At 68.5% G+C, this 11,773-nt stretch carries 12 protein-coding genes; 8 read left to right on the top strand and 4 right to left on the bottom strand.

Annotated elements, in window-relative coordinates:
- The first annotated feature begins 190 nt into the window (after positions 1–190).
- The 4 genes from ACYVLV_RS14560 to ACYVLV_RS14545 all read left to right on the top strand — a co-directional run bounded on the left by ACYVLV_RS14560 (position 191) and on the right by ACYVLV_RS14545 (position 4,476).
- The gene (locus ACYVLV_RS14560; protein ID WP_460811002.1) at positions 191–709 is read left to right on the top strand and encodes a DUF402 domain-containing protein; all 519 of its coding nucleotides are present in this window, start codon (positions 191–193) and stop codon (positions 707–709) included.
- 5 nt (positions 710–714) lie between these two features.
- Complete coding sequence (locus tag ACYVLV_RS14555; RefSeq protein WP_460811000.1) at positions 715–1,845, top strand: glutamate--cysteine ligase; 1,131 nt, start codon at positions 715–717, stop codon at positions 1,843–1,845.
- Between the two features lie 87 nt (positions 1,846–1,932).
- A complete protein-coding gene (locus tag ACYVLV_RS14550; RefSeq protein WP_460810998.1) occupies positions 1,933–3,336 on the top strand; it encodes a WS/DGAT/MGAT family O-acyltransferase in 1,404 nt (467 codons plus the stop codon).
- A gap of 264 nt (positions 3,337–3,600) precedes the next feature.
- Positions 3,601–4,476, top strand: coding sequence for a hypothetical protein (locus ACYVLV_RS14545; RefSeq protein WP_460810997.1), 876 nt, complete (start codon positions 3,601–3,603; stop codon positions 4,474–4,476).
- 24 nt (positions 4,477–4,500) lie between these two features.
- Here the strand turns inward: ACYVLV_RS14545 and ACYVLV_RS14540 are convergent, their stop codons facing one another.
- Complete coding sequence (locus ACYVLV_RS14540; protein WP_460810995.1) at positions 4,501–5,682, bottom strand: site-specific DNA-methyltransferase; 1,182 nt, start codon at positions 5,680–5,682, stop codon at positions 4,501–4,503.
- A 75-nt stretch (positions 5,683–5,757) separates the two neighbouring features.
- Between ACYVLV_RS14540 and ACYVLV_RS14535 the strand changes: the two genes are divergently transcribed.
- Complete coding sequence (locus ACYVLV_RS14535; protein ID WP_460810993.1) at positions 5,758–6,681, top strand: matrixin family metalloprotease; 924 nt, start codon at positions 5,758–5,760, stop codon at positions 6,679–6,681.
- A 64-nt stretch (positions 6,682–6,745) separates the two neighbouring features.
- Positions 6,746–7,966 (top strand): phosphodiester glycosidase family protein, encoded by a 1,221-nt coding sequence (locus ACYVLV_RS14530; RefSeq protein ID WP_460810992.1) that lies wholly within the window; start codon positions 6,746–6,748, stop codon positions 7,964–7,966.
- Between the two features lie 3 nt (positions 7,967–7,969).
- Here ACYVLV_RS14530 and ACYVLV_RS14525 read toward each other — a convergent pair whose 3' ends face one another.
- Complete coding sequence (locus ACYVLV_RS14525; RefSeq protein ID WP_460810990.1) at positions 7,970–8,476, bottom strand: hypothetical protein; 507 nt, start codon at positions 8,474–8,476, stop codon at positions 7,970–7,972.
- An 84-nt stretch (positions 8,477–8,560) separates the two neighbouring features.
- Here ACYVLV_RS14525 and ACYVLV_RS14520 point away from each other — a divergent pair, with 84 nt between their 5' ends.
- Positions 8,561–9,130: a mismatch-specific DNA-glycosylase gene (locus tag ACYVLV_RS14520; protein ID WP_460810988.1), complete on the top strand. Its 570-nt coding sequence runs from the start codon at positions 8,561–8,563 to the stop codon at positions 9,128–9,130.
- Here the strand turns inward: ACYVLV_RS14520 and ACYVLV_RS14515 are convergent, their stop codons facing one another.
- The gene (locus ACYVLV_RS14515; protein ID WP_460810987.1) at positions 9,131–10,198 is read right to left on the bottom strand and encodes a zinc-dependent alcohol dehydrogenase family protein; all 1,068 of its coding nucleotides are present in this window, start codon (positions 10,196–10,198) and stop codon (positions 9,131–9,133) included.
- Between the two features lie 103 nt (positions 10,199–10,301).
- Between ACYVLV_RS14515 and ACYVLV_RS14510 the strand changes: the two genes are divergently transcribed.
- Positions 10,302–11,039, top strand: a complete 738-nt coding sequence (locus ACYVLV_RS14510) for a hypothetical protein (protein ID WP_460810986.1) — start codon at positions 10,302–10,304, stop codon at positions 11,037–11,039.
- Positions 11,040–11,098: 59 nt separating this feature from the next.
- Here ACYVLV_RS14510 and ACYVLV_RS14505 read toward each other — a convergent pair whose 3' ends face one another.
- Positions 11,099–11,767 carry a SprT-like domain-containing protein gene (locus tag ACYVLV_RS14505; RefSeq protein ID WP_460810985.1) on the bottom strand — a complete coding sequence of 223 codons (669 nt, stop codon included), beginning with the start codon at positions 11,765–11,767 and terminating at the stop codon, positions 11,099–11,101.
- Positions 11,768–11,773 lie beyond the last annotated feature (6 nt).

Below are 11,773 nucleotides of genomic sequence, written 5' to 3'. Positions count from 1 at the left end.
CCCCGCAAAACCCTCGGCTTCAAGACCCCCGCCGAAGCCCTGCAAGAACTACTCTTCAACCACAACAACAACCCCGGTGTTGCGCCGACCGCTTGAATCCACCCTGGCGGCCTTCACACCTCAACCACCGCCGTCGCCATGCCTGGCGGCCTTCACACCTCAACCAGCGCCGGGGTGAGACCCTGACCCGATGAGCTTCGTCCTCGGCGACCCCATCCGGATCGAGACCACCAAGTGGGGTGGCGCCGCTCACTGGGTCCACCCCGGGCAGTACCTCGGGGCTGACGACCTCGGGGTGTGGGTCGGGTTCCCGACCGGCACCCACCACTGGCGCCCGGGCCTGGCCATCGACAGCCCGGTGGATTCGGTGACCCTGCTCCCCCACGACGACTGGTGCGCGATGACCTTTCACGCGCCGGGCATCTGGGCCGACGTGTACGTCGACCTCGCCACCCCGACCGTCTGGGAGGGAACCACGGCCCGGCTGGTCGACCTGGACCTGGACGTCATCCGACGAAGCGACGGGTCGATCTACCTCGACGACGTCGACGAGTTCGAGCGGCACCGCGTCCAACTCGACTATCCACAGAACGTCGTCGACCGCACCCAGAACCGCGCCGCCACCCTGCAACGCGACCTCGCGGAGGCCCAGGCACCGTTCGACGGGCGAGCACAATCGTTCCTCGACCGGGTGACTGTGCTTGGCTGACTCCTGTGCGGATCGAATTCACCCCTTCCGCAGCACCCACCCTCGGCGTCGAGTGGGAGTTCGCCCTCGTCGACCGGATGACCCGCGATCTGCGCAACGACGCATCGCACCTCTTCGCCCGAGCCAAGCCGAAGTTGGATGACCCGAGCCGGGTTCACGAGGAGTTGCTGCGCAACACCATCGAGATCGTCACCGGCATCTGCCCCACCGTGGGCGACGCCATGGCGGACCTGCGCCGGACGCTCGAGGTCGTCGTACCGGCTGGGGAAGCGTTGGGCCTCGATCTCTACGGCGCCGGCACGCACCCGTTCGCGTCCTGGACCCAGCAGGAACTCAGCGCCGGGGACCGGTACGCCGAGCTGATCAACCGCACCCAGTGGTGGGGTCGGCAGATGCTCATCTGGGGTGTCCACGTCCACGTCGGGATGCCCGAGAAGTCCCGGGTGCTGAACGTACAGACGGCGCTGCTTCGCTACTACCCCCACTTCCAGGCCCTGTCGGCCTCCTCCCCCATCTGGGGTCACCACGACACCGGCTACGCCTCGACGCGCGCCCTGATGTTCCAACAACTGCCCACCGCAGGGCTGCCGTTCCACTTCGAGGAATGGAGCGACTACGAGCGGTACGCCGCCGACCTGCTGAAGACCGGCGTGATCGACGAGCTCAACGAGATCCGATGGGACCTGCGCCCCGCACCGCACCTGGGCACCCTCGAGAACCGCATCTGTGATGGCCTGTCCTCCTTCGAGGATCTCGCGGCTGTGGTCGCGCTGACCCAGTGCCTGGTCGTCGACCTCGACGAGCGGATGGCCGCCGGCGAGCGCCTTTCCACGATGGCGCCCTGGCACGTGCAGGAGAACAAGTGGCGGGCGGCGCGCTACGGCCTCGATGCGATCGTCATCGTCGACGGGGAGGGCGAGGAGCGCCTGATCACCGACGACCTGCGTGACGAGGTCGAGCGACTGGCGCCCCTGGCGGAGCGATTGGGTTGTGCCGCCGAGTTGGCCTCGGTCCTGGACCTGGTGGAGCGCGGACCGTCCTACCGTCGCCAGCGTGCCGTCGCCGCGAGCACGGGTGGTGACCTGATCGCAGTGGTCGATTCCGTGGTCGCCGAACTGCGGGCCTCGCTGGGCTGATCGTCCCGCCCACTGGGGCCATGCTTGTGGCCTGGGTCACGGCGAGCGAAGATCGACCCCTCAGCTCCCCGACGAAGGGCTTTTCTCGTGGTCACACCGATCGATCCCACCTCGGCCGCATTCCTGCTCACCGAGAGCCGCAACATGCCGATGCACGTCGGCGGCCTTCAGCTGTTCAAGAAACCCGAGGGGGCCGGACGCAACTACGTCCGCGAGATGTACGAGTCGATGCGGGACACCGAGGAGATCGCTCCGCTCTTCCTCAAGACCCCACACCGGTCGGTCAAGACGGGCGGGCAGTTGGTCTGGCGTCCCGACGAGCAGTTCGACGTCGAACACCACGTCCGCCATAGCGGCCTGCCCAAGCCGGGGCGGGTCCGTGAGTTGTTGGAGCTCTGCTCCCGCCTGCACAGCACCCGCCTGGCCTGGGAGCGACCCTTGTGGGAAGCCACGGTCATCGAGGGCCTGCGCGACGGCCGCGTGGCGCTCTACACCAAGATGCACCACGGTCTGGTCGACGGAATCTCCGCCTCACGGCTGCTCCAGAGTTCGCTCAGCACCGACCCCGACAAGCGCAACATGCCCGCCCCGTGGGGCGCGCGGGGGCCGGCGAAGGTGACCAAGGCCGTCGAGCAGGCGGAGAGAAACCTCGCCGCCGTTCCCATCTCGGCCCTACGCACGGCGTACGGCATCAGCGCGGAGGCGGCTGGTATGCCGGGCGCCCTGGTCAAGACGATCTCCAAGGGGCTGCGCAACGAGACCTCCGCCCTCTCGCTCTACGCGCCTCGGACCCTGCTGAACGAGAACATCACCGGATCACGCCGCTTCGCGGCCGACGACTGGCCCATCGAGCGGCTGCGTCGGATCGGCAAGTCCACCGGGACCACCCTCAACGACGTCGTCCTGGCCATGTGCTCGGGCGCCATGCGGACCTACTTGCTGGAACTCGACGCACTCCCCTCGGCGCCGTTGGTCGCGATGGTGCCGGTGGGATTGAACGCCAAGCAGTCCCAGATCGCCTCTGCCGAGGGCGGCAACGCCGTCGGGTCGGTGATGGTGCAACTGGCCACCGATCTCCACGATCCGGGCAAACGACTCTCGACCATCCACAAGTCGATGAAGGACGGCAAGGACGCCCTGTCGACGATGACCCCGTTACAGATCATGGCGATGAGCGCCATCGGGCAGGCCCCGGCGATCCTCGGCCCGCTGCTGAAAATGCAGGGGATCATGCGGCCGCCGTACAACCTGATCATCAGCAACGTCCCCGGCCCGCGCACCACCCACTACTGGAACGGCGCGCAACTCATGGGGTCCTATCCCTTGTCGATCCCGATCAACGGGATGGCCCTCAACATCACCTGCAGCTCCTACGACGGCCAAATGGCCTTCGGCCTCACCGGGTGTCGGCGTACCGTCCCCCACCTGCAGCGCCTGCTGGGTTTCCTCGACGACGAGGTCAAGGCGTTGGAGAAGGCCGCCGGGATCTGATTCGTGGCGCGAAAAGCGCCCCGTTCACGCACTTCGAGGCGCTTTTCGCAGCACGACAATCTGGGTTGTCCACAGGTCGCGTGGCACGTCCTTGCGACGTACGTCGGACCGCGAGATAAGAGATCCATGCATCGTTGGGATCCGATCATCAGCCACCCCCCGGCCCTGACCCGGCCGGTGCGACTCGACAACTCAGGGGTCGCGGGCCCGACCAGAAGCTCGGCCAGGCGCTCGAGGTGGCGACAGACGAGCCACGGCTTCTACGTGCCCAGTCACGTGGACCCCCACCTTCCCGAGCAACGCATCCTCGAACAATCGATGCGCCTGCGCTCAGGTGCCGTGACGGGGTGGTCCTCGCTGCGGATGCACGGCGCTCAGTTCTTCGATGGCGTCGCTGGGAACGGCACCACCAGACTTCCCGTTCCGCTGTCGCTCGCGAACGACGGACTCCGACCCAATCCCGCCACGACCCACACGCGTCACCGCCTGGAGGCGCACGAGGTGGTCACCCTGTGGGGCGTCCGTTGCACCTCCCCCGATCGGGCTCTGCTCGATGAGCTTCGCTCCATCGATGACCTGGTCGAGCAGGTGATCGCCATCGACATGACGCTTGCCGCCGAGCTGACGACCATCGAACGCTTCGGTCACTTTCTCCGTCGAAGTCGTGGTGGCGACCAGTACCTCGTGGCCCTCGGGATGGCGGTCGAGGACAGCCGGTCACCGATGGAGACACGGTTTCGCCTGGTGTGGGAGCGGTCAGCGGGTTGGCCTCGGCCCTTGTGCAATCAGGCCGTCTTCGGCCTGTCGGGTCGGCTGCTCGGGACCCCTGACCTCCTCGATCCTCATCTCGGGATCATCGGGGAGTACGACGGGGCCGAGCACCGGTCGCGTCAACGACATACCCAAGACATCCGTCGAGAAAGCGACTTCCGGGGCGCGGGTCTCGAGTACGTCGCGGTGGTCGGCGCCGACGTCTATCAGCCCGATCGGATCGTGGCTCGCATGGAAGCCGCGCGATCCCGTGCCCGTCGCTACCAGCCACAGTGGACGCTCGAGCCTCCGCACTGGTTCGTCTCGCCTCGCCCCTTGGCGGAGCGGGTGGCTCAGCGCGAGCTGAGGCGCCTCCGCGTCGCTTCGTGACGCAAAAGGCGCCTCCTTGGCCCTTCAGGTGGCGCTTATTGCGTCGCGTTCCTCAAAACCCTCCTCGAACCCTCCCCCCACGGAGGCATCCACGGCCCGAAGGCGGGCCCGGGTGATGTCGGCGACCGTCGCGAGACCAGCGAGGTCGGCGTTCGAGCCGCGTCGGGTCGGCTCGGCGACGTTGACCGAGACGCAGGTGCGGGTGCCCCCGTCCTCGACGTTGAGCAGCGCCACGGCGTGACCCGTCGTGCCGGACCCGGCGAAGAAGTCCAGGACGCGGGCATCGGGGGGCATGGTGGCGAGGATGCGGCGTACGAGTCCGGTCGGTTTGGGCGATTCGAAGACATGGCCGACCAGGGCCTTCAACTCGGCCACCGCGGTGTCGGTCGACCCGATCTCCTCGGCCAACCAGATCGTGCGCAGCTTCTTCCGCCGGCCCGGGTGCAGCCAGTCTCGTTGGAACACGTCCACCCGATCACCCCGGACGCCGCGGACCCACCGGCAGACCAGGTCGTCGGGGCGCTCCTCGATGCGCGGTCGGCTCCACCGCCAGACCGCCGGGGTCCCGTCGCCGAAGATCGGGGAGACCTCGACGGCCCCCTCGAAGGGTGTCGTGCGCACCTCCCCCGAATCTGGCGATCCCCATACGGGGAAGTGCAGCGTCCGGGCGGTGACGGGGTTGAACTTCTTGTTCGTGTTGCGCAGCGGTAGGTGTCGGAACTGGCGGCCGTCGGGGGCAATCAACGGGAAGTCCGCGGGATCGACCGTGTCGGTGGTGCTGGCGTCCAGCACACAGGCCGCGGGATCTTTCGCGTAGGCCAGGACGTACTCGTGGCTGGTGGCGAATCCCCCGCCGAGTTGGCGTCCCTTGGGGTTCAGATTCACCACGATCTGGGCCAGTCGCGAGGTCTCGCCGAAGACCTCGTCCATCAGCAGCCGCAGGTGAGCGGCCTCGATGTCGTCGATGCTGACGAAGATGGCTCCGGTCTGGCCCAACACCCGGTGGGCGGCCACCAGCCTGGGGCGCATCATCTCCACCCAGGCCGAATGCCGGGCCGGACCGGGTGCGCCTCCGGTGTTGTCGCGATAGGCGAAGTCGTTCCCGGTGTTGTACGGCGGGTCGATGTAGATGAGGTCGACGCTCCCGGGGTCCATGGACGCCAGGACATCGAGGTTGTCGCCCTCGACGAACCGGTTCCACACCACGCCGCGACCCTAGTTCCTCCAGACCCGACAACCGGTTCGGGCGCGCGCTTTGGTCGCGGCAGGGAACATGGGGGCGTGGGGTTATTCGGTCGGGGGTCACGTGAGCGCGAGCTCGAGCGCACCCAGCGCGAGTGGCGCCGCCAACTCGAGGAGGATCTGCGTCGAATCGAGACGGCGCCGGGTCATGAGGAGGTCGAGCCGCTCGGTCGCGATCCGCAGCGCTACTACCCCCTGCACGGCCACACCCCTGCGGCGTACGACGCCCCGAAGCAGCGAACCCTGAACGACCGGTCCCGCTCCTACCTGGCCGGATTGTTGGCGCTCGTGGTCACCGTGGTCGTGCTGCTCTTCGACGGCGGCACAGGCGGCAACGCCTTCCGGGGGGTGCTCGGCATCGACGACCGGATCATCGACGCCGTGGCGCCGGGCGGCGAGGGGAGCTATGAGTTCTTCGAAACTCTCCAGGGCTCGGACAAGCCGGTGACCTGGAGCCCCTGCGAACCCATCCGGTACGTCGTCAACTCGGCTCAGGCCCCCGACGACTGGGCGAATCTGGTCAAGGATTCGGCCGCCGAGGTGAGCGAGGCCTCGGGACTCTCGCTGAGCTATCAGGGGACCACGACGGACCGGAACTTCTCCAACCGTGATCCGGGCCCCAACCAGGTCCTCATCGGATGGGCCACCGCGGAGGAGGTCCCGCGGCTCGAGGGCAACGTTGCGGGACTCGGGGGTCCGGTGAAGCGAACGGTCAACGGCCGGAGCAAGTACGTCGCGGGCACGATCGTGTTGGACGCCGATGCCTTCGACAGCCTGGAGTCCGCCCCGGCCGGCCGTCGGCAACAACAGGCGATCGTGATGCACGAGTTCGGCCACCTGCTGGGGCTGGACCACGTCGAGGACAGCAGCGAGTTGATGTACGCCGAGAACGTCGGCCGCTCGGACTTCGGCCCAGGAGACCTCAAGGGGCTCGCCCTGTTGGGGTCCGGCTCCTGCGCCTGACCTGGGCGTCGCTGATCCTGGCTAGACCCGGCGCGGACCCCGTCGCGGCGTCTACCCTGTCCGAGTGTTTCCTCTCGGACCCCGACTGCCCCACGCCGTAGCGACAGCGATTGCGCTGGGCGTCTCCCTGCTTCCCCTCCAGCCCGCTGCCGCGGGCTCCCCGGACGACGAGTTCGTCGGCCCACGCCGTCAGCAGACCTCCGACGGCGTCGTCGGCGAGATCGCGGCACCGCGGGCGGCCGGCCAACGGGCCGCCATCAGCACCACCATCCGCAAGCAGTGGGAGGTCGTGCCCGGCGTCCAGGCGACCACCTACGACGAGACCACGCCCCGGGGGCCGGTGCGCGGGTCGCTGCTTGTCGTCGACCTCGCGACCAAGGGCCCCTCGCTGGACTACGCCTACTCGGGGCAGCTCTCCAAGCCGGACAAACTCACCCGGATCCTGAAACGCCACGACGCCGTCGCAGGCGTCAACGGCGACTTCTTCGACATCGGTGACACCGGAGCACCTCTCGGTGTGGGCCAGGACCGGCAGGAGAACCTCCTCAACGCCCCGCGCGGCGGCTGGAACAACGCCTTCTCCATCGACCGTCAGGGTCGCCCCGACATCGGGCGTCTCCCCATGCGCGCGGTGGTCAAGGAGCACCCGCGCTTCAAGATCACCAACGTCAACGCACCGGAGATCCGCCGCGGGGGCATCGGGGTCTACACCCACGAATGGGGCTCCACGAACGGCTATCGGGTCACCGGCGGGCAGCGGAAGAACGTCCGGATGGTCGTCGTACGACGTGGGCGGGTGGTGTCGAACTCGGCCCGGCTCACCCACGGCAAGGCCATCAAGGGCAAGGTCCTGATCGGGCGCGGCAAGGGCGCCCGGTCGTTGGCGCGGTTGAAGAAGGGCCGCAAGGCGACCGTGCGAGCCTGGCTCAAGGGACGTCCCACGGTCGCGATCACCGGGAACCGCTTCCTCCTGCGCAACAACCGGGTGGAGGTCGTCGACGACCGCGAGATGCATCCCCGCACCGCGATCGGCATCGACTACGACGCCAACCGGTTGTTCCTCCTCGTCGTCGACGGGCGTCAGAACTTCAGCCGCGGCCTGACGATGGTCGAACTGGCCGAGCGGATGGTCACCCTGGGTGCGGACGAGGCCCTCAATCTCGACGGCGGCGGATCCTCGACACTGGTCGCCCGCAAGACGAACGGCCGCGTCGGGGTGGTGAACTCGCCCTCCGACGGTGGTCAGCGTCGGGTTCCCAACGGCCTGGAGATCACCGTTCGCTAGCGGTCACTCCGCGGCGGGGACCTCCACGATCGCCACGCTGGTGACCGGAGCGAAGCACTCGGGCAGCGGCTTCGGCACCTTGACCGCTCGGATCATCCCGTCGACGTACGTCACCTCGGTCGGTACGTCGCACCCCAGCGCGACGACCGCGGCCGCCACGAGGTGCCCGGGCCGGGGGTCGGCGGCTTCCACCGCGCCGGCCACCTCCGCCGCGAGCGCCTCGGACGCGAACTGGTCGGTGAAGGTGGAGAGATCGTCCGGATCCCCGACCGGGGTGACCTCGGTCGACGTGGACCCGCCGGCCGCCGTCACGGCGACGATGTCGACCAAACGCCACTCGTCGGCCTCCGGGGCTGGTGTGGCCGGTGGCGATGATTCGGCCGACGCGGACGTGGACGTTGCGGTCGGGTCGGTCGCCGTGTCGGTCTCGTCACCGCATCCGGCGAGGAGGACGAGGGTCAGGCTGGCGCCAATCAGGGCAGCTGGGGTGGATCCGAGAGGGATGCGCATGATGATGGGACGGTACTGCGGCCGGCCAGGTTCCCTCCAGTGTTCGGGCACACCCCGGTCCGGGGGCGATGGAAGACTGTCTCCATGGCCCGGTTCACCCGTTCAGAGCTCGAATCCTTCCGGGACGCCGAGGTCCCCGACCTGATCGGCCCGGACGTCCGGCTCCTCATCGTCGGGATCAACCCGGGGCTGTGGACCGCGGCGACCGGCACCCACTTCGCTCACCCCGGGAACCGGTTCTATCCGGCGTTGTTCGCGGCGGGTGTGATCGAACGCCGCATCGATCCTGGCGCCGGGATGTCCGATTCCGACCGGGATCACCTCATCGCGCGCGGAGTCGGACTCACCAACCTCGCCCGTCGAGCCACCGTCAAGGCCAGCGAACTGACGGCTGATGAGCTGCGCGCCGGGGTCGAACAACTGCGGTCCACCGTTCGCGAGGTGTCGCCGAAGGTCGTGGCCATCGCCGGCATCACGGCGTACCGGACCGGCTTCGGAGTCCGTGGGGCTGCCCCCGGTCGCCAACCCGAGGACCTCGAGGGCGCCGAACTCTGGGTGGTCCCCAACCCGAGTGGGCTCAACGCCCACGAGACGGTTCAGACCTTGGCCGAGGCCTACGCCGCACCCGCGCGTGCTGCCGGCGTGATCGGCTGATCAGTCCCCAGGTCGGATGATGGTCATCCCGCCGGCCCCGGCTCCCGGGTCGTTCAGCGCCGCTAACCGAGCTGGCGCCTGATCCAGGTCGATCCGGTCGCGGATCAACAGATCCGGTCGCAGTCGGCCCTCGGCGATCTCGGTCATCATCCGGGGGTAGCTGGTCGCCGCCATCCCATGGCTGCCCAACACACGCAGCTCGGAGCCGATCACCACGTCCATCGGCACCGGTGGTCGAGCGTCGGCGCCGGCCAGCAAACCGACCTGGACGTGGGCTCCTCGCGGACGCAGGCACTCCAGGGAGTTCCGCATGGTCGTGGCCGCGCCAAGGGCGTCGATCGAGACATCGGCCCCGCCACCGATCAGGTCCCGAACAGTGGCCACGACGTTGACCTCGCCCGCGTTGACCGTCGCGACGGCCCCGAAGCTGACCGCCCGCTCGAGCGACGCGGTGGCCACGTCGACGGCGATCACGCGGGCTCCGTGGGCGGCGGCAATCATCACGGCCGACAGACCCACCCCTCCGCACCCGTGCACGACGACCCAGTCGTCGGCCTGCACGGTCGCCAATTCGACGACGGCCCGATAGGCGGTGGCGAACCGGCACCCCAGGGCGGCGGCGACGTCGTACTCGTCGATATCCGGCCGCGCCTCCCAATCGGACGGAAGTCTCACCAGATTCACCTCGGCCCGGGGCAGGGCGACGAACTCCGCGAAGGAGCCCCACTGGGTGAATCCCGGTTGGAGCTGACGCTCGCACACCTGGTGGTCCCCGCGCCGGCACGTCGGGCACTGTCCGCAGGCGCAGACGAAGGGGGTCGTGACCCTGTCGCCCGGCGACCACGAGGTGACCTGCGCGCCGACCTCGACGACGCGGCCGGCGAGTTCGTGACCGGGGACGTGGGGCAGGGCGATGCCGCCGTCGTGACCCTGCCAGCCGTGCCAGTCGCTGCGGCACAGACCGGTGGCCACCACCTCCACGACCACCCCATCCTCGGGGCACTGCGGGTCGGGGACGTTCCGGACCTCCGGCGTTTGGGAGAACTGATCGAAGATCACGGCACGCATGTCTAGCGCCTACCCGTCGGTGTCTCGGAGAAGTCGTGGGTACTCACCGAAGAGAAACTACTGGGCGCCCTCCACTCGAGCCGCAGTGTGGTTGGGTCGACCCATGGCCGCCGAGTACGACGTACAGACCCCGATGACCCCCTACGCCGACACGGGCAAGGTGATGTTCGCCCTCTGGGGCGACCAGGTAGCCGAAGCGCTACAGGCCCAGACCCTGCGCGATGACCTGGCGCAGGCCGGAGTGACTCGCCTTCAGATCAATGTCGATGACGGCCCGGTCGCAGAGGCGATGCGGATCCCGAGCGGGCCGCCGATCAACGCCCTCGTCAGCGTCTGGGGTCCTAGCGACCCGGCCGTGACCGAAGAGGTGGTGGCGGTGCTGGGCAAGGTCGCAGACCGGCTGGCCGGCTGGCGAGTCGATGAGCGTCGCCCACTGGCGCCACCGGAGACGTGGGACGGCACCCGGGTCGACGCCCTGGCGAACATGGCGGTCCTCAGGCGTCCCGAAGACCTCGCCGAGGACACCTGGAAGCAGCGCTGGTTGACCGACCACACCACCATCGCCATCGAAACCCAGGCCACCTTCGGCTACATCCAGAACCTCGTCCTCGACGCGGTCACCGAGGATGCGCCCGTCGTCCACGCGATCGTCGAGGAACTGTTCCCGAGTGCCGGAATCAGCGACATGCACGCGTTCTACGGAAGCGGTGGCGACGACGCCGAGCTCAGTGCGCGCCTGACCCGATTGATGGCCAGCGTGAGTCGTATCGGTGCCGACCGCGGCATCGACCTCGTGCCGTCCAGCCGCTACCTCTACTCCCTGACTGCCGAGTCGGCGTGACTTGACGCAAGACGCGCCGACTCACCCGGTCTGACGCGTCAAGATGCGCCGACTCGCGGTCAGACACGTTCCACACAGGCGAACGGGACCCGGAGGACGACTCGGCCGGTCTTCAGGTGGTAGTTGCTGCGACCCCGCTTGACGATCCTGCCCACCGCACCATGGTGCGTCCCCGGAACCGTCACCCGGCCGCGGGCCCCGACCGGCAGCAGTCGCACCGACCGCCCCTCACGCAATGCGGTGAGTTCGGCCTCGTAGTTCGGGTGCATGGGGACCGGCCGGCCGTGATGGGTCCAGGTGAACGCGTGCCGTACGTCGAAGCCCGACCGGGCACAGATCGCGCAGACGCTGACCCGGACCGGCCGCTTGAACCGATCGACGGTGTGCCCCTCGGGACACACCCCCAGCCAGGGCGCCGGAACGCCGGGCGTCTCACCGGAGACGCACCGCTGGCCCGTGCAGCCGATCTCCACCGCTCTGGCCCGCCACGTCGCATCGTGTCCGTGGCGGGGCCCGACGAGGGCGTGAGCGATCTCGTGCAGGATCGTGTCGCGCACCTCGTCGACCGGATGCACCGCAGTCACCGGCGCACTCAGACCCAGGGTCTTGGTGGAGTAGCGGCACACCCCCGCTCGACGTTTGGCGTTGTCGAACTCCACGTCCCAGCCGTCGAGGCCGTGGAGTTCGAGCAGGTGCTCAGCCATCGCGAAGGCATCCCCCAGATCCATGTCCAG

The organism is Nocardioides salsibiostraticola (assembly GCF_054783655.1).
The sequence above is the reverse complement of the archived record's forward strand: the minus strand, read 5'-3'. Positions and strand labels throughout refer to the sequence as shown.